Annotated in this window: 25 protein-coding genes; 13 read left to right on the top strand and 12 right to left on the bottom strand. The window is 70.3% G+C overall.

Features of this window, described 5'->3' with window-relative positions:
- Window positions 1–3 precede the first annotated feature (3 nt).
- Window positions 4–882: a class A beta-lactamase gene (bla, locus tag ABT304_RS05995; protein ID WP_350713773.1), complete on the bottom strand. Its 879-nt coding sequence runs from the start codon at window positions 880–882 to the stop codon at window positions 4–6.
- Window positions 883–963: 81 nt separating this feature from the next.
- Between bla and ABT304_RS05990 the strand changes: the two genes are divergently transcribed.
- From ABT304_RS05990 to ABT304_RS05980, 3 genes are all read left to right on the top strand, one after another.
- Entirely contained in the window at window positions 964–1,860 is an 897-nt protein-coding gene (locus ABT304_RS05990; protein WP_350713772.1) for a LysR family transcriptional regulator, read from the top strand.
- On the top strand, window positions 1,857–2,780 hold the full coding sequence (locus tag ABT304_RS05985; RefSeq protein WP_350713771.1) for a serine hydrolase: 924 nt from the start codon (window positions 1,857–1,859) through the stop codon (window positions 2,778–2,780). The genes ABT304_RS05990 and ABT304_RS05985 overlap by 4 nt, the downstream gene beginning before the upstream one ends.
- 181 nt (window positions 2,781–2,961) lie before the next feature.
- Complete coding sequence (locus ABT304_RS05980) at window positions 2,962–4,260, top strand: MFS transporter (RefSeq protein ID WP_350713770.1); 1,299 nt, start codon at window positions 2,962–2,964, stop codon at window positions 4,258–4,260.
- Window positions 4,261–4,270: 10 nt separating this feature from the next.
- On the opposite strand, the gene ABT304_RS05975 is transcribed toward ABT304_RS05980, so the two are convergent.
- A complete protein-coding gene (locus ABT304_RS05975) occupies window positions 4,271–6,316 on the bottom strand; it encodes an acyltransferase family protein (RefSeq protein ID WP_350713769.1) in 2,046 nt (681 codons plus the stop codon).
- 45 nt (window positions 6,317–6,361) lie between these two features.
- A complete protein-coding gene (locus ABT304_RS05970) occupies window positions 6,362–7,669 on the bottom strand; it encodes a D-arabinono-1,4-lactone oxidase (protein WP_350713768.1) in 1,308 nt (435 codons plus the stop codon).
- Window positions 7,670–7,879: 210 nt separating this feature from the next.
- Between ABT304_RS05970 and ABT304_RS05965 the strand changes: the two genes are divergently transcribed.
- Window positions 7,880–9,088 (top strand): amino acid deaminase/aldolase, encoded by a 1,209-nt coding sequence (locus tag ABT304_RS05965; RefSeq protein ID WP_350713767.1) that lies wholly within the window; start codon window positions 7,880–7,882, stop codon window positions 9,086–9,088.
- A gap of 9 nt (window positions 9,089–9,097) precedes the next feature.
- On the opposite strand, the gene ABT304_RS05960 is transcribed toward ABT304_RS05965, so the two are convergent.
- A complete protein-coding gene (locus ABT304_RS05960) occupies window positions 9,098–9,703 on the bottom strand; it encodes a TetR/AcrR family transcriptional regulator (RefSeq protein WP_350713766.1) in 606 nt (201 codons plus the stop codon).
- Window positions 9,704–9,801: 98 nt separating this feature from the next.
- Between ABT304_RS05960 and ABT304_RS05955 the strand changes: the two genes are divergently transcribed.
- Window positions 9,802–11,025: an alanine racemase gene (locus ABT304_RS05955; protein WP_350713765.1), complete on the top strand. Its 1,224-nt coding sequence runs from the start codon at window positions 9,802–9,804 to the stop codon at window positions 11,023–11,025.
- 4 nt (window positions 11,026–11,029) lie between these two features.
- Here ABT304_RS05955 and ABT304_RS05950 read toward each other — a convergent pair whose 3' ends face one another.
- From ABT304_RS05950 to ABT304_RS05940, 3 genes are all read right to left on the bottom strand, one after another.
- Window positions 11,030–11,932 (bottom strand): endonuclease/exonuclease/phosphatase family protein, encoded by a 903-nt coding sequence (locus tag ABT304_RS05950; RefSeq protein ID WP_350713764.1) that lies wholly within the window; start codon window positions 11,930–11,932, stop codon window positions 11,030–11,032.
- A gap of 85 nt (window positions 11,933–12,017) precedes the next feature.
- Window positions 12,018–13,103 (bottom strand): serine hydrolase domain-containing protein, encoded by a 1,086-nt coding sequence (locus ABT304_RS05945; RefSeq protein ID WP_350713763.1) that lies wholly within the window; start codon window positions 13,101–13,103, stop codon window positions 12,018–12,020.
- A gap of 16 nt (window positions 13,104–13,119) precedes the next feature.
- Window positions 13,120–13,881, bottom strand: a complete 762-nt coding sequence (locus tag ABT304_RS05940; RefSeq protein WP_350713762.1) for a hypothetical protein — start codon at window positions 13,879–13,881, stop codon at window positions 13,120–13,122.
- Between the two features lie 199 nt (window positions 13,882–14,080).
- Here ABT304_RS05940 and ABT304_RS05935 point away from each other — a divergent pair, with 199 nt between their 5' ends.
- Window positions 14,081–14,263 (top strand): hypothetical protein, encoded by a 183-nt coding sequence (locus tag ABT304_RS05935; RefSeq protein ID WP_350713761.1) that lies wholly within the window; start codon window positions 14,081–14,083, stop codon window positions 14,261–14,263.
- 78 nt (window positions 14,264–14,341) lie between these two features.
- Here the strand turns inward: ABT304_RS05935 and ABT304_RS05930 are convergent, their stop codons facing one another.
- The gene (locus ABT304_RS05930; RefSeq protein WP_350713760.1) at window positions 14,342–14,794 is read right to left on the bottom strand and encodes a carboxymuconolactone decarboxylase family protein; all 453 of its coding nucleotides are present in this window, start codon (window positions 14,792–14,794) and stop codon (window positions 14,342–14,344) included.
- A gap of 139 nt (window positions 14,795–14,933) precedes the next feature.
- Here ABT304_RS05930 and sigJ point away from each other — a divergent pair, with 139 nt between their 5' ends.
- Window positions 14,934–15,815 carry an RNA polymerase sigma factor SigJ gene (gene sigJ / locus ABT304_RS05925; RefSeq protein WP_160026288.1) on the top strand — a complete coding sequence of 294 codons (882 nt, stop codon included), beginning with the start codon at window positions 14,934–14,936 and terminating at the stop codon, window positions 15,813–15,815.
- A gap of 12 nt (window positions 15,816–15,827) precedes the next feature.
- Here sigJ and ABT304_RS05920 read toward each other — a convergent pair whose 3' ends face one another.
- Window positions 15,828–16,487, bottom strand: coding sequence for a maleylpyruvate isomerase family mycothiol-dependent enzyme (locus ABT304_RS05920; protein ID WP_350713759.1), 660 nt, complete (start codon window positions 16,485–16,487; stop codon window positions 15,828–15,830).
- A 148-nt stretch (window positions 16,488–16,635) separates the two neighbouring features.
- On the opposite strand from ABT304_RS05920, the gene ABT304_RS05915 reads away from it, so the two are divergent.
- Together ABT304_RS05915 and ABT304_RS05910 are read left to right on the top strand one after the other, a co-directional pair.
- Window positions 16,636–17,409, top strand: a complete 774-nt coding sequence (locus ABT304_RS05915; RefSeq protein ID WP_160026290.1) for an IclR family transcriptional regulator — start codon at window positions 16,636–16,638, stop codon at window positions 17,407–17,409.
- Window positions 17,410–17,461: 52 nt separating this feature from the next.
- Window positions 17,462–18,256, top strand: coding sequence for a hypothetical protein (locus tag ABT304_RS05910; protein WP_350713758.1), 795 nt, complete (start codon window positions 17,462–17,464; stop codon window positions 18,254–18,256).
- Window positions 18,257–18,263: 7 nt separating this feature from the next.
- Here ABT304_RS05910 and ABT304_RS05905 read toward each other — a convergent pair whose 3' ends face one another.
- Window positions 18,264–19,166 (bottom strand): hypothetical protein, encoded by a 903-nt coding sequence (locus ABT304_RS05905; protein WP_160026292.1) that lies wholly within the window; start codon window positions 19,164–19,166, stop codon window positions 18,264–18,266.
- 384 nt (window positions 19,167–19,550) lie between these two features.
- Between ABT304_RS05905 and ABT304_RS05900 the strand changes: the two genes are divergently transcribed.
- The 3 genes from ABT304_RS05900 to ABT304_RS05890 all read left to right on the top strand — a co-directional run bounded on the left by ABT304_RS05900 (window position 19,551) and on the right by ABT304_RS05890 (window position 22,580).
- Window positions 19,551–20,423 (top strand): S1 family peptidase, encoded by an 873-nt coding sequence (locus ABT304_RS05900; protein WP_160026293.1) that lies wholly within the window; start codon window positions 19,551–19,553, stop codon window positions 20,421–20,423.
- Window positions 20,424–20,637: 214 nt separating this feature from the next.
- On the top strand, window positions 20,638–21,510 hold the full coding sequence (locus ABT304_RS05895) for a S1 family peptidase (RefSeq protein ID WP_350713757.1): 873 nt from the start codon (window positions 20,638–20,640) through the stop codon (window positions 21,508–21,510).
- 209 nt (window positions 21,511–21,719) lie between these two features.
- A complete protein-coding gene (locus ABT304_RS05890; RefSeq protein WP_350713756.1) occupies window positions 21,720–22,580 on the top strand; it encodes a S1 family peptidase in 861 nt (286 codons plus the stop codon).
- Window positions 22,581–22,627: 47 nt separating this feature from the next.
- Here ABT304_RS05890 and ABT304_RS05885 read toward each other — a convergent pair whose 3' ends face one another.
- Window positions 22,628–23,827: a glycosyltransferase gene (locus ABT304_RS05885; protein WP_350713755.1), complete on the bottom strand. Its 1,200-nt coding sequence runs from the start codon at window positions 23,825–23,827 to the stop codon at window positions 22,628–22,630.
- Between the two features lie 348 nt (window positions 23,828–24,175).
- Between ABT304_RS05885 and ABT304_RS05880 the strand changes: the two genes are divergently transcribed.
- Entirely contained in the window at window positions 24,176–25,018 is an 843-nt protein-coding gene (locus ABT304_RS05880) for a hypothetical protein (RefSeq protein WP_350713754.1), read from the top strand.
- Here ABT304_RS05880 and ABT304_RS05875 read toward each other — a convergent pair.
- Window positions 25,002–25,913, bottom strand: a complete 912-nt coding sequence (locus ABT304_RS05875) for a class I SAM-dependent methyltransferase (protein WP_350713753.1) — start codon at window positions 25,911–25,913, stop codon at window positions 25,002–25,004. The two genes, ABT304_RS05880 and ABT304_RS05875, sit on opposite strands and share 17 nt — an antisense overlap.
- Window positions 25,914–25,937 lie beyond the last annotated feature (24 nt).

Raw genomic sequence — 25,937 nt, 5'->3', positions numbered from 1 at the left:
CCCTCAGCCGAGCTCCCCGCAGACGGTCGCCGCGATGTCGGCGAGCGGGGTGTCAAGGGGCGCTGCGGTGGGGTCGTCGGAGCGGGTGAGGGCGGCGATGACGATCGGAGCGCCGTCTGGGGTCCAGGTGACGCCGACGTCGTTCCGTGACGCGTAGTCGCCACCGCCGGTCTTGTCGGCGAGCCGCCAGCCGGCCGGAACCCCGGCGCCGAACCGGGTGACGGTCGACTGGTTGGCCAGCATCCAGGTGAGCAGCTGGTCCCGGTCGGCGCGGTCGAGGGCGTCGCCGAGCACCAGCTTGGTGTAGGTCTGCGCGATCGCACGGGGCGAGGTGGTGTCGCGCGGGTCGCCGGGGATCGCGCTGTTGAGGTCGGGCTCCCAGCGGTCGAGCCGGGTCACGGAGTCGCCGAGCGATCGGGCGAAGCGAGTGATGCCGGCGGGGCCGCCGATGAGGTGGAGCAGCTCGTTGGCGGCGGTGTTGTCGGACCGGGTGATCGTCGCCTCGGCGAGCTGCGCGACGGTCAGGCCGTTGCGGACGGTGAGCGAGGTGATCGGCGAGTTGACGACGACGTCGGCGGCCTCCCAGGTCAGGCGCTGCTGGAGCGTACGCGCGGGATGATCGCGCAGGATCGAGGCCGCGAGCAGCGTCTTGAAGGTCGACAGCATCGGGAAGCGCTCGTCGGCACGGTGCTCGATGACGCGGCCGGTCCGGATGTTCTTGGCCCAGACGCCGAGGTGACGCTGGTGCTTCTGCTCGAGTGAGGCGATCGCGGGGCTGTCGGCGGCGTACGCCACGGAGCTGCTGACTCCGGTCGCGGCGACGGCGGCCGCGGTGGCGGCTCCGCCCAGGAGGGTGCGGCGGCTGAGGATCGGGTTGGTCATGCCGAGCATCGTGACCCCGGTTCGGCGACGGCGTCCAAGGACGATCCGGCATGGACGTATGCATCGCCGACATGGGACGAGGTGGGGCCGATCAGCCATCCTGTACGCGTGGACCTACTGCTTCACCTGCGCGGCTTCGCCGCCGTCGCGGACGAGATGAGCGTTTCCGAGGCGGCTCTCGAGCTCGGCGTCGACCAGCCGCTCCTCAGCCGTCGCCTGCGTGCTCTCGAGCGCGAGCTCGGGGTGGAGCTGCTCGACCGCACCCGGCGCCAGATCGCGCTCACCCCGGCCGGTACGGCGCTGCTGCCACGGGCCAAGCACCTGCTCGACCAGGCCGACCATCTGCTGCGGAGCATCCGCCGGCACGACCGGGAGACCTTCGTGGTCGCGGTGCCGTCCGGCTGCGACCCCGCTCCGCTCGCGCGACTGGTCGCGCTGCTGGAGGCCGAAGAAGTCGACGTACGCCTCGCGAGCGACGGCGACCACGACGAGACGCCGGAGTCGGCCGCCTGGACGGTCGAGACGTGCGACCCCGACGCGGCCACGTGGCTCACCCGGCTGGGCGCGGCCACCGCTCCCGGGACCGCCGAAGGGCCGGTGTCGCTGAGCTCGCTGCGACCACGCCGAGGCGGGCAACGTACGCAGGTGCTGGCCCTCCCACGAGACCTCGACGATCCGGCCGGCCGGCTGCGGCGGCTCGCGGACCGGGCGGGCATCGGACCGGCCACCCTGCGCCGCGCCCCGCACCAGCTCGCGGTGGCCGAGACGATGGCGGGGCGCGCGAGCCTGGTCTGCGCTCGGCATGAGGCGGTGACGTACGGACTGAGCTGGTCGCCCTTCGTCGACACCGTCGTGCGCGGCCACCGGCTCGTCGAGCAGCCACCACCGCCGGCACCGCTGGCGGCCGGCCCCGTGCGTGAGCAGGCGCTCGCCCTGCTCGGTGCCTGCGTCGGTGCAGCCGAGGAAGGACGCGCATGAGTCCGCTCGTCGGCAGCGACCGGCGCCTCATCGACCTCGCCGAGGCGACGGCCGAGCGCTTCGGCGAGCTCCAGGTACGGATCGCGTTCCTCGCCCGCGACCTCGACACCGGTCACGAGGTCGGGGTCGGTGTCGACCGGCCGATGCCGCTCGCGTCGGTGGCGAAGGTCCCGCTGGCGCTGGTCGTGGCCGACCGGATCGCGAGCGGCGAGATCGACGGCGGCGCGATGGTGACGCTGACCGCGGCGGAGCGGAGCTACGGGCCGTACGGCATCTCGGCGTTCACCCACGACGCGACCTGCTCGGTCACCGACCTGATGCTGATGATGCTCGGCCTCAGCGACAACGCCGCCGCCGACGCGCTCTTCGACCAGGTCTCGCCGCGCGAGGTCGACGAGCAGCTCGCCGAGTGGGGCGTGGAGGGGCTGCGGGTGCGGCACCGGATGCAGCCGATGTACGACTACGCCACCCGCGTCGCCGGTCCCGACTTCGCCCTCGCCACCCAGCTCGCGGTCGAGGGCCGCCGGCCCGGCGGCCGGCACGTCATCGACTCGCTCGACGTCGAACGCGCCACGATCGGCTCTCCGCGCGCCTGCGTCGACCTGCTCGAGCGCATCTGGCGCGACGAGGTCGCCAAGCCCGAGGCGACCGAGCTGGTGCGGCGGCTGATGGGCAAGCAGGTCTTCACCCATCGCATCGCTGCCGACCTGCTCGCCGACGACATCCAGCTCGCCGGGAAGACCGGCGGGTTCCTCACCCTGCGACATGAGATCGCCGTGGTCACCCATCCCGCCGGCCGCGTCGCCATCGCCGTACTCACCGACTCCGACCGCACCGCCCGGATCCAGAACGACGTCGATCTCGCCATCGCCGCCACCGCCCGCGAAGCCGTCGAAGCCCTCGCCTCCCTCCGCCCCTGAGCCGAGGCGTCACTCCCGTCGGCCGAGACGTCACGTACGCAGGTCGAGAGGTCACGACGGTCGGCCGATCCGGCACATCGATGCCACCTCGGCCGACGCGCCTGACGTCTCGGCCGACCGGGGTGACGCCTCGGCAGAAAACCAGTCGGCAACCACCCCTTCCCGGTGATGCAATTGGCCGGTGCCCCTGCCCGGTTTCATCAGCAACCTCATCCCGCCGACACCGTTGTCGCGGCGGTTGGCGACGCAGTCGCTGCTCTTCGCGGCCGGGGACGGGACGTTCAACACCGCAGCCGCGTTCTACCTGGTCGCCTTCGTCGGCCTGAGCCCGGCGCAGATCGGTGTCGGCCTGACGGTCGCCGGGATCGCGAGCTTCCTCACCGCCTACCCGATGGGCCGGCTGGCCGACTTCATCGGCCCGAAGCGGATCTGGGCGATCAGTGCGCTGATCAGCGCTCTGATGTTCGCGACGATGCCGTTCATCCACGGCTTCTGGGCCTACCTGTGCGTCATCGTCGTCTTCGAGGTGGTCAACAACGCGGGCGGCGCCGGCCGGAATGCGTACGTCCTCGATGTGCTGCCCGACAAGGAGCGGGTCGCGACCCAGGCGTTCATGTACTCCAGCCTCAACCTCGGCTTCACCATCGGTGCCCTGATCGCCGGCATCGCGCTCGCGCTGGACACCGACACGGTCCTCAAGTGGGGCGTGCCGTTCTTCGCGCTGGCCATCGGGATCGCCAACTCCGTCTGGATCACCCGGCTGCCGCGGGCGCCTCACGAGGAGCGCCGCGCCGCCGGCGAGGTCACCGAGAAGCTGCCCGGCCCGGGCGCGCTGCGCAACGTCGGCTGGCTCCTGGTGACCACCTTCACCGGCACGCTGTGGTCCAACCAGGTGCTGCTGCACACCGTCATCCCGCTGTGGCTGGTCGAATACACCGACTCGCCGCGCTGGCTGCTGGCCTGGCTCTTCGCCACCAACACGGTGCTGTGCATCATCCTCCCGGCCTACACGTCCAAGGGCGTCCACGACGTCCGCGACGCGTTGCGCCGGGTGTGGTGGAGCAGCGCGTTCTTCGTCGCCGCCTGCGCGATCACGCTGGTCACCCACGACACCCGCGGCTTCCTCACCATCGCGCTGGTCTGGCTCGGCCACGTCGCCGTGACCGGTGCCGAGTTGGCCATCGGCTCCGCCTCGTGGGCCTTCCAGGCCGAGCTCATGGACCCCGAGCGGCGAGGCGAGTACGAAGGCGTCGCCGGCATCGGCCGCCAGCTCGGCGGCGCGTGGGCCCCGGCCCTGTTCACATTCCTCGCCATGGGCTGGCACCCCGACTTCTACAGCGGCGCCGGCTGGATCGTGATCGGCGCGATCATCGTCGCCGCTGCCGCCGCCATGGGGCCGTCGACCAGGATGGCCGTACGTTTCAAGCAGACCCACTTCCCGCACGAGGACGAGCCCGAGCCGGAGCCGGCGGCCGCCTAGCTCGGCACGATCAGCGCAGGATCGTGGCGATCCGGTCGCCGATGTAGGGCGCGAGGGTCGCGGCGTAGAGCGGCGAGATGTGGAAGCCGTCCTGGTAGACCTGCAGGTTGCCGACGACGGGCGAGCAGGTGTCGGCCTCGCAGAAGTAGTCGGTGAGGTCGACACGATGGGCGTTCGGGGTCAGCCGAACCGCGCCGGCGGTGCCGTCGTCGCGTACGGCCCGGTCACGGTCGCGAGCGCAGGTCGATCCCGCCGCGAGGCCGGCGTCGTCGATGCACGGCTGGACGACGCGGGCGAACCGGGTGGTGCTGCCCTCGAAGATCGGGCTGTCCCGGATCGCGATGACCGGCACCGACGGGTCCGGCCGGCTCGCCCATGCCTCCGCGAGACCTCGACTGAGTGCCTCCCCGGTCGTCTCGTCACCGACGGCCTCGACCGAGACCTGGCTGGAGTGGATGACGACGTACGCATCGATGCCCCGCTCCTCGGAGAGATAGGTCGCGAGCCGCGACTTCCACTGCCGGCACAGCTCGACGGTCGTCCGGGGAGTGCCGACACGATCGCGCGCGTTCCAGTGGCAGCCGGCGCGGCTGGCGACGTCGATGCGCCACCCGCGGCGCTCGGCGATCTCGCGGTAGGCGGGGACGAGCTGGTGGTTGTGCGAGTCGCCGATCGCGAGCAGTCGCCGCGTGTAGCCGCGGGCCGGCCCGAGCGTGCACACCTTGAACCGCACCGGCCGCTCCTTGTTGGACCAGCAGCCCGACCCGTCGGGTGCCTGGTAGCCGAGACTGGCGTCGAGCAGCCGGTCCGGACCCTCGCAGCCCGCGGTCGCGGGATCCATGGCAGCCGCGCCGATGCAGCCGGCGTACTTCTTCGCGGCGGCGACGGCGGCCGCCCTCGCGGCAGCGTCCTGGCGCTCGACAGCGGTGGCGCCGGCCATCGTCGTGCCCACGACCAGCGCGAGCACGACCGGGACGGTCACGAGCCGGCCACGGCCAGCGAAGGACGGTCCGAGGCGGGTGACCGGCACCTCGACGAACCGGTGGGTGAGCCAGGCCAGGACCACCGAGGCCGAGAGCACGACCACAGCCGCGAGGAGCGTGGTCCGGGTGGCGTACGTCCAGCTCAGCCACGCCACCAGCAGCGGCCAGTGCCACAGGTAGAGCGGGAAGGAGATGTCCGCGACGAACCGCAGCGGCCTCACCGCGAGGAGCCGCTGCGGCCCCCAGCGCGCCGTCGATCCGGAGCCGAGCACGACCAGCAGCGCCCCGCCGACAGGCCACAGCGCCCACGGCCCGGGGAAGAGCGCGGCACCGTCGAGCACGAACCCCGAGCTCGCGACGAGCAGCAGTCCGGCCCAGGCGAGCACCGGACGCGCGGCCCCCGGTGGACGGAGACGGTCGAGCCCGAGCGCGAGCAGCGCGCCGACGCCGAGCTCCCAGAAGCGTGCCTCGGTGTGGAAGTACGCCACCTGCTGGTCGGCGATCCCCAGCCGCCACGCGAAGACGAACGAGGCCACCGTCGCCACCGCCACGACGAGCGTCAGCACCAGCCGGAGCCGCGCCCGCGCCACCCGCCAGATCACCAGCACCACCAGCGGCCAGACCAGCAGGAACTGTCCCTGCACCGCCAGCGACCAGAAGTGCTGCAGCGGGCTCGCGCTCGGTCCGGCCGCCCCGTAGGCGAGCTGCGACCGGATCATCTCCCAGTTCAGGACGTACGCCGCCGACGCAGCGATCTCCCGCAACGTCGAGCCCCACATCGACCGCGGCATGACCGTCACCATCAGCACCGCCGTCCCGGCGAGCACGACCAGTGTGGGAGCCGAGAGCCGCAGGAACGTACGCCCGTAGTGGTCGCCCAGCCGCAGCTCGGACGACGCGACCCGGCGGACGAGCGACCGGGTCACCAGGAACCCGGTCAGCACGAGGAAGACGTCGACGCCGCCCGAGACCCGGCCGTTGCCGAAGAGGTGGAAGACCACCACGAGTGCCAGCGCCAGCCCCCGTAGCCCGTGGATCTCAGCGATGCGCGGCGGTCGGGGAGGCTGCGGCATCGGGTCACGCTAAGGGTCGCCGGTGACCCCCGGGAGAAGTGCAGGTTAAGAGCCGAGGACCTGCTCGAGGTAGGGGTTGCCGAACGTACGCGACGGGTCGAGCTTGTCGCGCAGCGCGACGAAGTCGCCGAACCGCGGATAGCGTTCGGCCAGGTCAGTGGCGGTGAGGGTGTGCATCTTGCCCCAGTGCGGGCGGCCACCGGCCTCGCCGGCGATGCGCTCGAAGGTCGCGAAGTACTCCTCGCGCCAGGGCGAGGAGGGCGCGGTGTGGATCGCGATGTAGACGTTCTCGCGCTCGAACCCGGTCGACAGCGGGATGTCGTCGGCGCCGGCCACCCGGACCTCGACCGGGAAGGAGATGTTCCACGACGAGGCCTCGACCGCACGCTCCAGCTCGGCGAGGACGTCCATGCCCACGGCACGCGGGACGGCGTACTCGCTCTCCACGAACCTCACCTTCCGCTGCGAGGTGAAGACGCGGTAGGAGATGTCGGTGAACTCGCGCGGCGAGAGGGCGGAGGCGGCGAAGCGAGCCAGCGGCTTCACCAGAGCAGGGACCCGAAGACCGAGACCGACGGTCGCGCCGAAGGCCTGGTTGGAGAGGAGCTCGTCGTCGAACCAGCCCCGGAGCCGGCCCACCGGCGCCAACGGAGTCTCCGGCAGCGGCAGCCGGGTGTTGTGCTTGGTCAGGACCCGGGTCGTGTGCGGGAACCAGTAGAACTCGAAGTGGTCGGTGCCCGACGCGTGCTCGTCGAACGACGCCATCACGTCGGCGAGCTCCCCGTTTCCCTCGATCGCGTTGAGCGCGAAGAGAGGCTCGGTCTGGAGGGTGACCTCGACGATGATCCCGAGCGCGCCGAGCCCCACGCGGGCGAGCTCGAAGACCTCCGGATTCTCCGACGCCGAGCAGGCGATCACGGAGCCGTCGGCGAGGAGCAGCCGCAGGCCGCGTACCTGGGTCGCCAGGCCGCCGAAACGGGCTCCCGTGCCGTGGGTGCCGGTCGAGATCGCCCCGGAGATCGACTGCTCCTCGATGTCACCGAGGTTGGTCATCGACAGACCGAGCGCCTCGAGCGCCCGGTTGAGGACCTTGAGGCGGGTGCCGCCGCGTACCGTCACCAGACCGGTCGTCGAGTCCGCTCGAACGATCCCGGAGAGACGATCCAGGCTGACCTGGACATCGACGGGTGACCCGATCGCGGTGAACGAGTGCCCCGCCCCGATCGGCTTGATCCTCCGCCCGGCCTCCGCCGCGGCCACGACGACCGCCGAGAGCTCTGCCTCGTCACGAGGCACCACGACCTCGACCGCGCCCGCGTGCTGGTTGCCTGCCCAGTTCTGCCACTGACTCACGCGACCGCCTCCGTAGCGCAAGCGCAAGGATACGGAGGCGGTGGCGTGTTGGTTGTCTGGTTCACTCGCTGACGCTCGCTCACGCGGGAAAGGGTGTCGCCTCGGAGGCGTACGGTCAACGGCTGCGCCCACATCGATCGGCCCGCGCGGTGGCACAGTTGGTCACCTCCCGTTGACGCGAGTGCCGCGCGGGGCATAGACACTTGCGTCGTGGTCACGACTTCCCACCATCTCTCCGCCCAGCAGCACGAACGGCTCGACCGGGCGACCGCCCGTCTCGACGGACCCGTCGGGGCGGTGGACCTCGCGGCGTTCGACGCCAACGCCGACGATCTCGTACGCCGTGCCGCCGGCACCCCGATCCGGGTCGCCAGCAAGTCCGTACGCTGCCGGGCGCTGATCGACCGGGTGCTCGCCCGCGAGGGATACGAGGGGATCCTGGCCTTCACGCTGTTCGAGGCTCTGTGGCTGGCCGAGACGCATTACGACGTCGTGGTCGGCTACCCGACCGCCGACCGGGCCGCGCTCGCCACCCTCGCGAAGGACGAGGAGAAGCTCGCCCGGGTCACCCTGATGGTCGACAGTGCCGAGGGGTTGTCGCTGGTCAAGGCCGCGATCGGCACCCCGGCCGCCCCCGTACGCGTGGCCATCGACCTCGACGCCGCGCTGGTCATCGCGCGCCGCATCTGGCTCGGTGCCCGCCGCTCCCCGGTCCGCACCCCCGAGGACGCCGTCGCCCTCGCCCGGATCATCGCCGACGACCCCGACTTCCAGCTGGTCGGGCTGATGGCCTACGAGGGCCAGGTCGCCGGCACCGTCGACAGACCGCTCAGCGGCAACCCGCCGGCGGCCGTCATCAGACGGATGAAGAAGGCCTCCATCGCCGAGATCACCGAGCGTCGCGGGAAGATCGTCGCGGCCGTACGCTCCCTGGCCGACCTCGAGTTCGTCAACGGCGGCGGCACGGGCTCGATCGAGTCCACCCATGCCGATCCATCGGTCACCGAGATCGCGGCCGGGTCCGGGCTCTACGGGCCGACCCTCTTCGACCGCTACGACGGTTTCACTCCCCACCCCGCGGCGTACTTCGGGCTGAGCGTGGTCCGCCGTCCCGCGCCCGGCATCGTCACCGTCGCCGGTGGTGGCTGGATCGCCTCGGGCCCGCCCGGACTCGACCGCGTGCCCAGCCCGACCTACCCCTTCGGCCTGGAGTACGTCGGCACCGAAGGCGCCGGGGAGGTCCAGACGCCGCTGCGTGGGCATGCCGCCGACCAGCTCGCGATCGGTGACAAGGTGTGGTTCCGGCACGCGAAGGCGGGCGAGGTCTGCGAGCGGCTCGACACGCTCCAGCTGATCGAGGGCGACACGATCATCACCGTCGCGCCGACCTACCGGGGCGAGGGCCAGACCTTCCTGTGACCTGCTCGGTCACTCGCCCAGCAGCTGGAACCAGCTCTCGGTGACCAGCTCGCACATGCGGTCGTGCTCGACACCCCACAACCCGTCCGCCCAGCGCTGGAACAGGAAGTCGAGCTGACCCACCGCCAGCGTGCCGCGCAGCCGCCTGCTGTCGGCGTCGAACCGGTCCGCCTTGTCCAGACCCGCGCTGACGTCCTCGATCGTCTCGTCCGTCCAGCCGTCGACGATGCGGCTGAGATCGGGATCGACGGCCTGGGCCGCGCGGGCGATCATGACGATCGGACGCACCTCCGGCCATCGGGACATCGCCTGCCGGATCCAGGCCCCGAGCTGCTCGCGGGTGCCGGCCGCCACCGCGTCGGCGAGGCCACCGAGTGAGCTGCCCTGCGGGCAGCGGAGCTGGACCAGCTCGTCCTCGAGGCGCTCGGCGATCAGGGCCTTGATGACCTCGGACTTCGAGGGGAAGTAGGCGTAGAACGTCACCCGGGTGGTGCCTGCCGCCGAGGCGATCTCGTCGATCGTCGTAGCCGCATAGCCGCTCGCGACGAACCGATCCATCGCCGCGTCCAGCAGGAGCTGGCGAGTCATACCCCTCTGGGCTGCACGGTTGGCCATGGCGTCACGATAAGCGACGCCGATACCGCCCTGGGGATTTCCACAGTTTCTCGAAAACCCGATGTCTCGCGGCTGGGCCGTCGGTAGGTTCTGTCCCGATGGATGATCAAGTGACCTGGGCGGACAAGGGCTTCTGGGAGCCGGGAGAAGCCGTCGATCTCACCACGTACGCAGCCTCCGGCCGCAACCTCTTCGACGGCTCGTTCACCTGGCCGGTGATGGTGCTCAAGAAGAGCGCGCTGGAGCACAACATCGCGACCCTCGCGGGCTTCGCGGAGGAGCACGGCCTGCTGCTCGCCCCGCACGGGAAGACCACGATGGCGCCCTCGCTCTACCAGCGACAGCTCGACGCCGGGGCGTGGGCGATCACCGTCGCCTCGCCGAGCCAGGCCCTGGTCGCCCGCCATGCCGGCGTACGCAGAGTCCTCGTCGCCAACGAGATCCTCGACCACAGCGCGCTGAGCTGGGTGGCCTCCGAACGTGCGGCCGACCCGGAGTTCCTCCACCTGCACTGGGTCGACTCGGTCGAGGGTGTCGAGGCGGCGGCCGAGGCGTCTGCCCTGGTCGGCGTCGAGGACCGGCCGATGGCCGTGCTGATCGATCTGGGCTTCCCGGGCGGGCGCACGGGCTGCCGGTCCGTCGAGGAGGCGATCCAGCTCGCGCGGGTGGTCGACTCCACGCCGGGCGTACTCCTGGCGGGGGTGGCCGGCTACGAGGGCGGGCTGCGGACGGCGGAAGAGGTCGGCGACTACTTCGACCGTCTCAAGGAGCTCGCCTCGAGCCTCTACACCAACGGCCTGGTCGCCGCCGACGCCATCGTCTCCGCAGGTGGCAGCGCCTTCTTCGACGTGCTCGCCGAGCGCTGGTCCACGGGCTGGCCGGACGGGATGACGCCTCGCAAGGTGCTGCGCAGCGGGACGTACGTCACCCACGACCACGGCCTCTACGCCGAGGAGACGCCCTACAACCGCATCGAGGGCACCCTGGACCCGGCCATCGAGGTGTGGGCCCAGGTGATCTCGGCCCCGGAGGAGGGGTTGGTGATCGTCGGCATGGGCAGGCGCGACGCGCCCTTCGACCACGGCCTGCCCGTCCCGCTCGCGGTGCGGCGCAGCGGCTACGGCGGTGCGGAGCCGCTCGAGGGCACCGTCGAGAAGCTGGCCGACCAGCACGCCTTCCTGCGCACCGACGCCGGGCTGAGGCCGGGCGACCTGGTCAGCTTCGGGATCTCGCACCCGTGCACGGCGTTCGACAAGTGGCGGCTGATCCCGGTCGTCGACCTCGACTACACCGTGACCGACCTGGTCCGGACGTACTTCTGAGGGCTCAGGCGACGTCGGAGAGGCGCAGCCTGACCTGGTAGAACGCGCCGTGGTCGGTGGCGCGACGGGCCGACGGGCCGGAGTAGACCTGATAGCGGTCGGGCCGCAGGGACGGGCTGAGGAAGGCCTGGTCGATCGGCGCCCGGCGGGCTGTGGCGCACTCCTCGTGCGTCGCCAGCGGACTCACCAGACCGGTCCCCGGCGAGGTCAGGTCGCACAGGATGTCGTTGCGCTGGTTGAAGTCACCGGCCACCACCATCGGCACCTCGGCACGCGCGACCACGGCCTCGACGATCCGGGCGTTCAGCTCGCGCCACTTCTTCTGCCCCGGGGCGGACGGGAGGCTCGCCGGGAAGTGCACGGGCAGGACCCCGACGCGCTGCCCCGAGGAACGCTCCTCCAGCACGACCACCGGCGCGCTGACCTGGGTGCCGTGGCGGTAGTACATGGTCACCGTGTCCTTGCTGACCAGCCGGAAGACCGAGCGGCGGTAGAAGACCGCGTCGTCGGTGGCGTCGGGCGTGGAGACGAGGCCGAACTCACGGCCGAACGACTCGAAGGCCTCCCGCTGCGGTGCCTCCACCTCGGCGAGCACGCCGAAGTCGATGACCGTACGCCGCAGGTGACCCACCACGATCCGCATCCGCGGCACCCCGTCGAGCCGGCCGGCGGCAGCGCCGCCGGGCGCGGTGTGGTGGTCCGCCCAGGCGTTGAGCCAGGCGAAGCGCTGGAAGCCGGGCTGTACCGGTCCGGCCTGGGCGACCTTGACGGTCGGGCCGGCCGAGGCGGTCGTCGGGACCAGGAAGCTCAAGGCGGCGGCGATGACGCCGCACAGCGCGACCGCGGGCACGACGGCCCGCCATCGGTGGTCGAGCTTGGCGAGACCGTCCGAGGCAGTGGGGGACACGCCTACCGACGGTATGAGTCCGCCGTGTGCGCTGAACCAAACGCGTTCGAATACTCGGAAACCTCGGGTGAACTCCGGCGACGGGTCAGGCCAGTCGCCCGATCTCGGCGTTCACCAGGTCCGAGAGTCGCTGCGCGGTGCTGAAGTCGGGAGTGAGTCGGTTCTTGGTGACCGCGAACGAGATCCCGGTGGCGGGGTCGGCGTAGGCATAGCTGCCTCCTCCGCCGGGCCAGCCGAGCGCGGTCGGCGCCTCGTCGGCCGGGGCGCCGAGGCGGCCCAGCGGATAGCCGAGAGCAAGCCGGGTCGGGTTGCCGAAGACCTGGTCGGTGCCCTCGAAGGCGACCGCCGACAGCTCCTCGATCTGGTCCGGGGCGATCAGCCGCCCGTCCAGCATCGCGGCGTACGCGGTCGTGATCCCACGTGCGGTGAAGGTGCCCACCGACGGGATGTCGGCCTGGAGAAACTGCTGGTCGTTGCCCATCGACGCCCGGGGTCGTCCCTCCCAGGGAGCCAGGATGCCGCCCGGCTCCGGTGTCTCGGGTGCCGGTGGCTCGGCGTCCTCGAGCCTGGCGAGTCGGGTGAGCTCGCTCGCCGGGACGCCGAAGCAGAGCTCGCCGGTGATCCCGAGGGGTGCGGCGACCCAGTCGTTCAACAGCCGCCCCATCGGCATCCCGGTGACCCGGTGCGCGATCTCGCCGACCAGGAAGCCGAAGGTGTACGGGTGGTAGCCGGTCCGGGTGCCGGGGCGCCACAGTGGGTCCGCCCCGGCGATCGCCGCGCAGACCCGGGACCAGTCGCCCAGGTCGCCCGGGCCGAGCCCGCCGGGCATCGCAGGTACGCCGACCGTGTGCGTCAGCACGTGACGCAGCGTCGCCGACTCCTTGCCGCGTACCCCGAACTCCGGCCACACCTCCGCGACCAGGGTGTCATAGTTGACGAGGCCGTTGCCGACCAGGAGGTGGGCGATCAAGGCGGCCATCCCCTTGCCGGTCGAGAAGCTGAAGAACAGCGTCTCCGGGCTGACCGGCCGCCCGGTTCCGCTGTCGGCGACCCCGGCGACGGCGTCCACGACCCGGTGGCCACGGTGGTCGACGGCGACCTGCAGGCCGGTCTCGGTGCCGCTGGCGACGAGCTCGTCCAGGACGTACTGGATCCGGTGCTGGAGGTTCATCGCCGCCTCGTCCGGCTTACAGGTCCATGAAGATCAGGGCGCCCGCGATGTCGGCGGTGCCGTAGTGGAGGTAGTCGTCGACGGTCGTCTCCGGGACGCCCTTCTGCGCGGTCACGAAGCCGACGACGACCGCCTTGGAGGAGTCCTTGGCGACCCACTTCCCGATCACGTCGTCCGCGATGAGACTGCCGGTGGGCAGGTCGAAGTCGGTCTCCTTGACCGACTCCGCGGCCGCCGTCGCCTCCGCCTCGCTGTCGAAGACGTAGATCACCCGGAGCATCCGCAGCTTGCCGCCCTCGGCGTCGTGGATCCCCATGGCCGCATAGCGGCAGCCCTTCTTCTCCAGCGCCGCCGACGCGATCGGCCCGCAGTCCGGGTAGTCCTGGGCGGCCACGTACGTCGCGTTCATGCTCACGTCGCCGAGCTTGAACCTCCAGTCACCCTCGAACAGGTCGGCGGCCAGCCCGCCCGGGGCAGGGGCGGTCGCCGACGTGCTCGGCGTGGCCGTCACCGTCAACGGTCCCGGCTTCGCCGTCGGGTCCTCCTCACCGCGGAGCAGGACGAGGGCGGCCGTGATGATCACGCCGAGCACCAGCACCACCGCGATCGCCCCGAGCCCGATGACGATGGGCCACGGGTTGTGCGGCTTCTCCGGCGGCGGTGGCCCTCCCGCGCCGTACGAGTTCTCGTTCGGCGGCCGGCCAGGCTGGAGGTCCGGCGCAGGAGGCATCGCGCCGTACCCGTCCGGCGGCGGCGGTGGTGGTGTCGGCGTAGTCATCGGACCCCCTGGCCGAGTAAAGATTCACGTAGGAGAAACGTTCCCACGCGGTTCCACGATTCTCTCGTACGCCCCCATACCCACTGCTACTTTCTGCGATGCGCCGACGGGTGGGCGCCGCCTCGGCCATCACGCTCCACAAAGGATCCCCATGCGTCCTCGCTCGACCACGTCCGCCTACTTCCACGTGAGCCAGTAGATGGCGACCAGGTGGAAGGTCCTCATCGTCGCCGGCACGGTCCTGGCGATCTGGGTGATCCTGGAACTGCTCGGCTTGATGGCCGACGTGGTCTTCGGGGCATTCCTGCAGAGCTATCCGGTCGCGCTGGCGGTCGTCGCGCTGGCGGTCGGCTACCTTCTCGGCCGCGACAGCACTCGGTAAGCCGGACGGTAGTCCAGGGAGTTCTCGTCCATCTACCAGCCGGTAACGGACCGAAACTCCCTGGACTACCCGCTCGGATCAGGGTGCGACCGGGTAGTGGCTGGAGATCGCGATCCGGTTCCAGGCGTTGATGGAGATCGCGACCCAGGTGATCGCGGCGATCTGCTTGGCGTCCAGGATGCTCTCGACGTCCACCTTGGGAGCCGGGGAGGTGTGCAGGTCGCCGATGCGGGTGATCTGCTCGGCGATGGTGAGCGCGGCCTGTTCCTCGGGGGTGAAGTACTGCGACTCCCACCACGCGGCGACGAGGGCGAGGCGGTCGGTCGTCTCGCCGTTCTTGATGGCGTCCTGGGTGTGCATCCGCAGGCAGAAGGCGCAGCCGTTGATCTGGGAGGCGCGAATCTTGACGAGGTCGACCGCGAGCCGGTCGAGGCCGGCGACGCTGATGGCCTCCTCGACCGCCTCCTCGACAGCCATCTGGGCCTTGTACGCAGCGGGGAAGAGCTTGGTGACGTTGACGTTGGCGAGCATCGGGGTCCTTCCGGTCTGGCCCGCCACAGCGCGGGCACTCGTCAGGTTGACGAGGTGGCAGATGCGAATGTGAGGTCGCCACCTCACAATCGCGATGTCTGGCTCGTCACACTGGGTGAACCCCGAAGGAGATGCCACGATGCCTGACATGGACGACCTGGGCGAGGTGATGATCGAGCGCCGCCGTCTGATCGCGCTCGCCTACCGCCTGCTCGGCACGGTCGAGGAGGCCGAGGACGCGGTCCAGGAGACCTACCTGCGGTGGTATCGCCTCTCCGACGACGAGCGGGCGGCGATCGACAACCCCTCCGGCTGGCTGAGCCGCGTCACCAGCCGGGTCTGCCTCGACGTGCTCAAGTCGGCGCGCAGCCGCCGGGAGAGGTACGTCGGCCCCTGGCTGCCCGAGCCGGTCCGGCCGGGTTTCCTCGCCGCCCCCGAGGATCCGGCCGACCGGGCGACTCTGGACGACACCGTGAGCACCGCGCTGCTCGTCGTGCTCGACGCGATGACGCCGGCCGAGCGGGTCGCCTTCGTGCTCCATGACATCTTCGCCGTCCCGTTCGGAGACATCGCCGGGGTAGTCGGCCGCTCACCGGCCGCGGTGCGGCAGCTCGCCGCCTCCGCACGGCGCCGGGTCGCCCAGCAGCGCGACGACGTCGCCCCACTGCCGGAGCACGACGACGTCGTACGCGCCTTCGTCTCGGCCACCGCCGGCGGCGACCTCGGCCGGCTGGTGACGCTGCTCGACCCGTCGGTCACGCTCCGCTCCGACGGCGGCGGCCGGGTCAGCGCGGCCCGCAACCCGATCGTCGGGCCGGAGAAGGTGGCGCGGTTCCTGCTCGGCGTACTCACGAAGCGACCCAGCTGGGAGGTCCGGACCGAGGCCACCGCCGACGGTCTCGGGTTCACGTTCGTCGAGGACGGCGCTCACCGCGGCGTCGCCAACCTCCGGGTCGCCGGCGGCCGGGTCACCGACGTCTGGATCGTCCTGAACCCGGACAAGCTCGCCCTCTGGAGCTGATCCCAGAAAGGGTCACAGCCACGGCCCGAGCGTCGGCGCGTCCACGAGGCCGTGCGGACGCCCGGCGAGCCAGGCGGCCACCTCGGGAAGCGTGCCCTCGACGCCGAGCAGGTCGTCGTCGGAGAGTCCCCGCTTGGTACGGATCTCGTCGGCGAGGGCGAGCAGGAAGTCGTCGGGCAGGTCGGCGAAGGTGATCCCGACGCCGAGGTCGACGGCGTGGACGAAGACCTCACGGGCCCGCATCCACGGGACGTCGCTCGCCTTCCGGGTGACGAGCTGGGCCGTGATCACCTCGTGCTCCCACTGCTCGGCGGTGAGCCGGTCCATGGCCGCGTCGAGCTCCGCGGCACCACGGAGATACCACGCGCGGAGCTCCTCGGCCGGACGCGTCGCGGCCGCCTCGATGTCGGCGTTGCGCTGCTCGGTGGAGGCGTACATCCGCTTCTCCACGCCGGTCTCGGCCCAGGAGATCAGGTTGCCGAGGGCATCGGCGTTGGCGGCGACGTGGCCGACCAGGTGCTTGCGGGTCCAGCCCGGCAGCTGCGAGTCGCCGTCGAACGCGGAGCGATCCAGACCGTCGATGGCACCGGTCAGCAGGGTGGTTCCCTCCTCGACCCAGCGGCGGGCATCCTCGAACGTACGCGTCGGGTTGGTGCCGATCAGGACAGACATCGCAGTGTTCCTCACTTGTCGAACCGGGTGCGTCGGGAGGCATCGCCTCGAAGACGTGGCCATTGTCACAGCGGCCTCCCCAGCTGGGTCAATCTCCTGCGGACGCGAGCGATAGATGCTTGGTTTGGTGTGATCAGGAAGAGGTGGGATGGACAAGCCGCTCAAGACCCGGCCCCCGTATGCGATCACCAGCGTCGACCACGCACTCAAGCTGGCGACGATCCTCCAGCTCGAAGGCCGCCTGACCGTCTCAGAGGCGGCGGCTCGGCTCGACGTCGCTCGTTCCACCGCCCATCGGCTGCTGGCGATGCTGGTCTACCGCGACTTCGCGGTCCAGGACGAGGACAAGGTCTACCGGGCCGGACCGGTGCTGGAGCTGGCTGCCCACTCCCGCTCGACCGCATCCCGGCTCCGTCAGGTCGCGCTGCCCCATCTGCAGCGCCTGGTCGACCTGCTGGGCGAGTCCGCCAACGTCGCCGTACGCACCGGTGACACCTGTCGCTTCATCGCCTCGGTCGAGTCGCCGCAGTCGCTCAAGGTCGGCTCCCGTGAGGGCATGGTGTTCCCGGCCCACCGCACCACCGCCGGGCTTCTGCTCCTGGCCCAGATCTCCGACGACGAGGTCGCCTCGATCTACTCCCGGGAGAGGTACGCCGACCACCTGGCCGATCGCCCGGACGTCGACGCGCTGCGTACCGAGCTCGAGCGCGTACGCCGCAACGGCTTCGCCTTCAACGACGGTCGCTCCGAGCGTGGCGTGGTCGCGATCGGCGTCCCCGTCCGTGGCGCCGGCGGCGACGTCGTCGCCGGGATGTCGATCTCCATGCCCAGCGTCCGCTACGACAAGGAGTCCCTGCCGAGCGTCGTCGCCACTCTGATGTCCGGTGCAGCGGCTCTGGAACGTGACCTGAGTCAAGGGTGATCTGCGTCAAGTTGGCCCCGGTAGCGTCTGGTCGCGAGTTAATCTGGGCCCAATGAGCAACACCCCGCCCTCCAGTGATTCCCAAGCATCGAAACCCGCACGCATCGACTGGATCGCGACCACCGCAGGCGCCCTCGCTGCCGTCACCTCCGCTCTGCTGCTCTCCACGCTCGGTGCCGTCGGCACCCTCCTCGGGGCGGCGATGGGCAGCGTGGCGGCCACGATCGGCACCAACCTCTACGGGCAGTGGCTCGCGAAGAGCCACCAGAAGGTGACCAGCGCCCAGGCCCTGGCCCGGTGGCGGTCGGCCGGGCTCGCCGGCGTACGCACCAGCTCGGAGCCCGCGACCGAGCCGGCGGAGATGGCCGAGGGGGACGGTGACGCCGAGTCGATGCCGTCGTGGCAGGAGCGGCTCAAGACCCTGCCCTGGAAGCGGATCGCGCTGGCCTCGCTGGCGATGTTCGTGGTCGTCGTCGCCGTGATCACCGTCTTCGAGCTGCTGGCCGGACGCAGCGTCAGCTCGATCACGCGCGGCGGGGACGGCGGCACGACGATCTCCCGGGTGACCGGCGGTGGCTCGGGGCAGGGCGACGAGAAGCAGGGCGAGAATCCGTCGCCGGGCGCGACCGCAACTCCCGAGGAGTCCGCGAGCCCGAGCACCGAGCCCTCGGAGTCGGCCGAGCCGTCCGAGTCGGCCACGACGGAGGAGCCGAGCGCCGAGCCGTCGACCTCGACCGGGTCGAGCGCAACGCCGTCGGCGCAGCCGAGCGAGAGCGGCAGCGCCTCGACGGAGCCTTCGCCCACGGTAGGGGCGTCACCCGAAGCAGGAGACCAGGCGACCCCCTGAGACCGGGTCACATCCGGAAGAGGATCTCCGCGCCGAGGTCGGTGTTGCCGTAGGAGGTGTACTCCTTGCCCTGGGCCTCGGTGATGCCGTCGCTGGCCGTGACCATGGTGTAGACGACGTACTTGCCGTAGTCCTTCACCTTGAACCAGCCCTGGGTGTAGCCGGGCAGGAAGGCTTCCGTCGGCGGGATCACGTGCCGCGGCTCGGTCTTCGTGGCGGCCTTGCCGGCGGCCTCGACGGTGCTGAAGTCGTAGATGAAATGGGTCATCCGCAGGTTGCCCCGCTGAGCCTTGTAGGAGACCCGAACGGCGTAGTCGCAGCCGAGGTTGCGGATCGCGGGCTTCAGCGTCGCCTTGCAGCCGGAGTAGTCCTTGCCGCTCAGGTAGCGGGCCTTCAGGTTGACGTCGCCGTAGGTGAACTCCCACGGGCGGGGGACGTCGGCCTTGGAGAGGTGTTCGGGGCCGATGGTCGAACGCGAGCTGGTGGCGCCGTCGCTGGGGTCGGCCGCGGAGGTCCCGGGCCAGTCGGGATTGCCGCTGGACTCACCGCCGACGTCGGAGCTTCCGCCGCCCTGGCTCGCCGACCCGCTCGGTGTCCTGTCGGCCGAGGCCGTGTCGCTCGCGGTCGGTGCTCCGGCGGTCGTGGCCGCATCGTCGCCGCGGGTGAACAGTGCGTAGACGACCACGCCGCACACGACCACGAGCCCGAGGGAGACGGCGATGGTCAGGACCTGGCGCAGCGGCCCGCCCTGGCCGGCGCGCTCCTTGCGGGCGTTGAACGCCGGCCGGTTGCCGCTCTCGTCGGAGAGCCCGATCAGCCGCTCGTTGTAGTCGAAAGGGGCAGGCTGCTTCTGCGGCTCCTCGTCAGGCGCGCCCGAACCGGGGGAGCCTGGGGGCGGCGGATACGGCATGGGGTTTGTCTACCATCTATCAACAGTCGCCACGCCGAAGGTTTGGAAGCCGGACGGAATCCCGCCCGAATCCTCGCTCGAGCAGCGAGATGAACACGGATACCCACCGTACGCGGCCCGGGACCCGGGCACCTACAACTTGGCAATGCTTACCCAATCCTCTTCTTTCGGCGCTGAGCCGCAAACGCTGCGGAATCGCGTGTTGCTGCATTGCAGGAATTCGATGAACGAGTCTTTGCAATGCAGATTCTTGGGGAATCGAATGTGGTGCGGGGCAAGGAAAAGAACACGAAACTCAGTTACCCGCCCCCGGTAAGCCGCGAAACCCGTGGTTCCGGGTGCGGAAGCCCACAACACGTGGGCCTTTCCCCCAGGAGGAGACGTATGAGGTTCCAACGCACCACCTTCCGTCCCCGCACGATCGCCGCGCTTGCCGCGGGTGTGGGTCTCGCGGCCTCCGCCGCCGTCGCCGTCCCGGCAGCCGCCGCGGATGCCGAGTTCAGCAAGGCCGAGGTCGCGTCGGTCAAGTCGGCCGTCGCCGAGTCCGCCCCGGTCGGCTCGTCGTGGTACACCGACCCGGCCACCAACAAGGTCGTCATCACCGTCGACGAGACCGTCTCCGCGGCCGAGATCGCCGAGGTCAAGGAGGCTGCCGCCGAGAAGACGAGCCAGGGCGACCAGGCCGTGACCGTCAAGCACACCAAGGGCGAGTTCAGCCCGCTCATCGGCCCCGGCGACGCCATCTACGGGGGCGGCTCCCGCTGCTCGCTCGGCTTCAACGTGAAGGTCGGGGGCGCGGACTACTTCCTGACCGCGGGCCACTGCACCGACGCCGTCTCGACCTGGTATGCCAACTCCTCGCAGAGCACGCTCCTCGGCTCGACCGCGGGCTCGAGCTTCCCGGGCAACGACTACGGCATCGTCCGCTACAACTCGACGATCTCGAAGACCGGTGGCTTCACGGCCGGCACCGCTCGGGTCGGCCAGAGCGTCACCCGTGACGGCTCGACCACCGGTGTCCACACCGGCACCGTGACCGCGGTCAACGCCAGCGTCCGCTACGCCGAGGGAACCGTCAGCGGCCTGATCCAGACCAACGTGTGCGCGGAGCCCGGTGACTCCGGCGGCGCGCTCTACTCCGGTTCGACCGCGCTGGGTCTGACCTCCGGCGGCAGCGGCAACTGCTCCACCGGCGGCACCACCTTCTTCCAGCCGGTGACCGAGGCGCTCAGCGTGTACGGCGCCACGATCTACTGATCAAGCACGAGTACGCCGCGGGGTGAGGTGGTTTGAGCCACTTTGCCCCGCGGCGTACGAAATTTGGTCGAACTGCGAAAGTTTTTTGCCTACGACTGGCCGATGTGGTGTCTACAACGACATACTCACAGTTGACGTGTTCGGGCACATCGCGGTGGTCGTGCACGTGGCGCGCGCTACCGGGGCGGGCGCCTGGTCGTCCCAGGAGGAACGCATGAGGTTCACCAGGTCACGCAGCCGACTGCTCGCGGCAGCGGTCGGTCTAGGTCTGGCGGCCACCGCCATGGCCACGCCGGCGGTCGCTGCGCCCGCGGAGTCGGGGGTCAGCGCCAAGGCGCTGGCGGCCGCCTACGCCGCCGTCGACTCCGCGGTCAGCAGGTCCGCGCTGTCCGGCATCGCCTGGTACACCGACGAGGCCACCGGCAAGGTGGTCGTGACCGCGGACTCCACCGTCCCCGCCTCCGCGCTGGGCAGGTTGACCCGGACGGTCGGCGCCGACGCCGACGCGATCACGATCAAGCGCGCCAAGGGTGAGTTCAAGCCGTTCCTCGGGCCTGGAGACGCCATCCACGGCGCGGGGACCCGGTGCTCCCTCGGGTTCAACGTGCGCAGCGGTGGCACCCACTACTTCCTCACCGCCGGTCACTGCGCCGAAGACGTGGGGACGTGGTACACCAACTCCGGTCAGACCACCCGGATCGGGCCGACCGTGAAGTCGAGCTTCCCGGGCAACGACTACGCCCTGGTGCGCTACGCCAACGACTCGCTGAGCCACCAGGGCGGCTACTCCGTCGGTGACGCGCGCGTCGGTCAGCGGGTCACCCGCGACGGCTCGTCCACCGGCGCGCACTCCGGCCGGGTCGAGGCGCTCGACGTCTCGGTCCGCTACCGCGGGTCCGGCACCGTCCGCGGCATGATCCAGACCGACATCTGCGCCGAGTCGGGCGACTCCGGCGGCCCGCTCTACGCCGGCTCCACCGCCCTGGGGATCACCTCGGGTGGCTCCGGTGACTGCTCCTCGGGCGGCACCACCTTCTACCAGCCGGTCCGCGAGGCCGTGAACGCGTACGACGTCAACCTCTACTGATACGCAGCTGAAATGGGCGAAGTGGTTCAGACCACTTCGCCCTATTTGGCAATGATTTCCGCCTGGCGGTGAAATTTTCTTCCGCGGCGTAGCCGACCGATCGACCCGTCGACATACTCCCGAGAAGGCGTGCTCGGGCGCATCGCGGTGGTCGGGCATTCCTGGCGCCTGCAACCACGCGGGTGCCTGGTCGTTCGTAGGAGGAACACATGAGGTTCACCACGTCCCGCACCCGTCTGGCCGCAGTCGTCGCCGGTCTTGGTCTGGCGGCTACCGCTGCCACCACGCCGGCTGTCGCCGCACCGGATCACAAGGAGTTCAGTCCGAAGGCGTTGGCCGCGGTCAACTCCGCTGTCGACAAGTCGGCCGTATCCGGCATCGCCTGGTACACCGACGCCGCGACCGGCAAGGTCGTCGTCACCGCCGACTCCACCGTCTCGAAGGCGGAGCTCGCCAAGGTCACCAAGGCCGCCGGCGCCGACGCCGAGGCACTCACGATCAAGCGCACCGCCGGCACGTTCACCACGCTGCTCGGCGCCGGCGATGCGATCTACGGATCCGGCTACCGCTGCTCGTTGGGGTTCAACGTGCAGAGTGGCAGCAGCTACTACTTCATCACCGCCGGTCACTGCGGTGACGAGGTTCCGACCTGGTATGCCAACTCGGGCCAGTCCACCCTGATCGGCCCGACGGTCTCGTCGAGCTTCCCGGGCAACGACTACGCCCTGGTTCGCTACGACAACCCCTCGCTCTCGCACCCCGGCGGCTTCACGGTCGCCGATGCGTACGTCGGTGAGCGGGTCACCCGGGACGGCTCCACCACCGGGGTCCACAGCGGCACCGTCCAGGCGCTCAACGTCACCGTCCGCTACCAGGGCTCCGGCCGGGTCAGCGGCCTGATCCAGACCAACGTGTGCGCCGAGCCCGGTGACTCCGGCGGCGCGCTCTACGACGGCACCAAGGCCCTCGGCATCACCTCCGGTGGTTCCGGCAACTGCACCACGGGCGGAACGACCTTCTTCCAGCCCGTTCGTGAGGCCGTCAACGCCTACGGCGTGACCATCTACTGATCGCTCGCTGGTCGAGCCCCGCGTGCGGGGCTCGACCAGCGACCGTCTCAGACCGCGACCGGGATGAGCGCCGAGTCTGCGGAGTCCTTGATGAGCCGGGCGTACGCGTCGAAGAGCCGCTGCTCGGAGAGGCGCTGCCGGTTGCGGAAGATGCGCTCGAAGTGCTCCTCGCGCTGGGCGAAGGCGGCCTTCCAGGACTCGGCCATCTCGGTCGGGTCGAAGCTCGAGACCAGGCGGAGGTCGCCGACCATCGCCGGAGCGTCGCCGACCGGCGTGGTCACCGGGACCGCGCCGCAGGCCATCCCCTCGAGCAGGCACAGCGGGGCGGCCTCGCCGAACGCCGAGGTGAGCGTGATCAGGTCGGCGGCGTTGTAGAGCGGCGCCATCTGGCTCTGGATCCCGAGGGCGTGCAGGTTGGTCTCCAGTGCCGGCCACGCGCCGAGCTCCTCGTTGATGAGCTGGGCGAAGGCCGGGTTGTCCGCGGTCATCCCGGCACCGCACATGACGAGGTGGGCGTCGGGGTGCTCCTGGACGAACCGGCGCGCGGCCCGGACGAAGAGCGGGATGTTCTTCATCTCGTCGAAGCGCGCCGCGATCATCACCACGGGTGCGTCGCCGTCCACGCCGAGCTCGGCCCGTTTGCCGGCCCGCAGCTCGGCATCGGTGCGGAACTTGTAGAGGTCCACCCCGTTGGGGAAGACCGGCAGCCGCTCCAGCGGGATCCCGGTCGCCTCGTGGTAGGCCCGCTGGGTCGACTCCGCACAGCACACGGCAGCGGTCAGCAGCCCGGCGCGGTCGAGGTCGATGAGCTCCTGCACCCCTGCCCCCTGGTGCTCCGGGTCGGAGCGGTGCAGGCAGGTGATCAGCGGAGTCCCGGACGTACCGACCCTGCCCAGCACGGTGAGCGGCTGCTCCTTGAGGGAGAGCACCACGTCGGCCTTGGCCACCGACTGCGCCACGCGCTTGAGCTGGCTGGTGGTGATGGGGCCCGTCGGCGTACGTCTCAATGCCCGCACCGGGACGCCGGCCGAGGTCAAGCGTCGGTAGGAGTTGTCGGAAGAGATCCGCTGCGCGGTGAACTCGCGCTGCACGCGGTCACTGAGGCTCAGCACGCTGTGCCGCTGAGGCGTGGTGGCGTCGAGCGCGCGGACGACTGCGGTGTGCAGGATCCGGGCGCCACCGGCGAAGAAACCTTCGTACAGGGAGAGGACGGAAGGGCCGTCCTCGAGGTATGTCACGGTGGACATGTCGACCTCACTTTTCCGCAGGAGGCATCGCCCGAGCGGTGATGGTGGTGGGGCTACGGCAGAGATATGCGGCTTCGTCCGGACGCTAACGCGTCCGTGGGCGCATCCCAAGACATCATCGGCTCGGGGCGAAGGATTTCACTTGATCGTCATCTTCACGCGCGCATCGTAGGAGCGACGGAGGATTTCTCGAAACCGGCGGGGATCCGGGCTCGATTTACGGTATCTGATGTGGCCTTCGTCACGCTATGCGTTCCTCGACATTGCTCGGTGAACGATTGGCGCGGGTCTCGGACGCGCTGCCGGATAGGCCCCCGACGGTGGCCGGATCCCGCTACGTTCAGGCCTATGACGACCGAGGTGACGACGTACCGCTATGTCCGTTTCGCTCTGTGCTGTCTGCTCGCGGGGCTCGCGATCTCGGTGGGCGCCGAGACGATCACGAGCGGGGAGTGGCAGACGTCCATCTCGTCCTACTACTACACCCCGGCCGGCCCGGTCTTCACCGCGGTGCTGTGTGCGCTGGGCGTGTGTCTGGTGGTGCTACGGGGCTATACCGACGCGGAGGACACCGCGCTCAACCTCGCCGGGCTCTCGGCGCCGATGGTCGGTTTCGTGCCGACCCCGGAGATCGGGCAGCAGATCGACAAGGCCGCCATCGTCAACAACGCCTGGAGCTATCTGGCGGTGATGGCGATCGGCTGGGTGGTCGTGCTGATCTTCGGGCTCCGCAAGCGTGCCGCCGCCGGTGCCTGGCCCTCGCGCTGGGGTCTGATCGGTCTGGTCTCGGTCGCCGGGGCGTGGGTCGTCGGGGTGGGCTGGCTGCTGATCGACCAGGAGAGCTTCGCGGCCAAGGCGCACGGGCTCGCGGCGATCTTCACCTTCACGCCGTTCGCGCTGGCGGTCGTGCTCAACACCGACTGGGGCGTGCGGAAGATCGCGCAGGAGGCCGACAAGGCGCGTACGCGGCTGGACAAGACCTACTGGGCACTGGTCGTGGCCATGGTGGTGCTGCTGGCGGGCGGCATCGTGCTGGGCCTGACCGGCTGGAAATACTGGCTGCTGGCGACCGAGGTCTCGCTGCTGGTCTGCTTCGCGATCTTCTGGATCATCCAGAGCTTCGACCTGATGGACCCGGAGCGGGACGCGCTCACGACGCGCCCGCGCGACCCTCTCACCGGAAGTCGATGAGCAGGTCGTCGTCGCCGTTCTCGGGGTCGGTGATGACGCGGGGGAGGCGTACGGCGGTGTCCGTGCGCTTGGCCAGCGGCACCTGCGGCGCCGGCTCCTCGTCCGCCTCGACCACCATGTGCGCGCCGGTGGTCGAGCCTGTCGAGACCATCTGGGCGTGCGGGAGCACCTGCGTCCGCCAGGCGCGGCAGTTGTAGGGCAGCTGCATGCCGTCCATGCCGCGGCCGTAGTCGTCGTAGAAGGCCAGCACCTCGCGCCGCTTCTGCTCCTGGGCCTCCGGCTCGAGGGTGGCGATGTTGGAGCGCGACTGGACCAGGTCCTGGATCGAGTGGCGGTCGACGACCTGCCAGTGCCGGAACGTCTGCGCCTCGACGGCGGAGAAGGACCCGGAGTCGTCGAGGATCGAGGTCGGGTCGAAGCCACCGTCCTGCTTGCCGATCAGCTTGCCCAGCTTGCGCACCCAGGGGATCCGCTCGTCGCGCTCGTTCTGGACCACGGCGAGTCGTCCGTCCGTACGCAGCACCCGCCCGATCTCGGCCAGTGCCTTGGCGTGGTCGAACCAGTGGAACGCCTGGCCGACGACGACCACGTCGTAGAGGCTGTCGCCGGTCGGGATCTGCTCGGCGGTGCCGCTGGTGGCGCGTACGTCCGGGAGCTTCCCGGAGAGGATGTCGAGCATCGCGTCGTCCGGGTCGGTCGCGAAGACGTCGTGGCCCAGGCCGACGAGCACCTCGGTGAGCTTGCCGGTGCCGGCGCCGAGCTCGAGAACGCTCACCGGTTCGTCGCCGACCAGCCACTTCACGGCATCGACCGGGTAGGACGGGCGCCCGCGGTCATAGCTGTCCGCCACGCTTCCGAAGGAGCGTGCCGGGTCGGGGTTGGCTGGGTCCGTCATCTCGGTCAGGGTAACGCGCGCTTA

Origin of the sequence: Nocardioides sp. NPDC000445, from assembly GCF_040300245.1 — a bacterium.
In the GTDB taxonomy this organism is placed as follows: domain Bacteria; phylum Actinomycetota; class Actinomycetes; order Propionibacteriales; family Nocardioidaceae; genus Nocardioides.
This window is presented reverse-complemented; position numbering and strand designations above follow the sequence as displayed.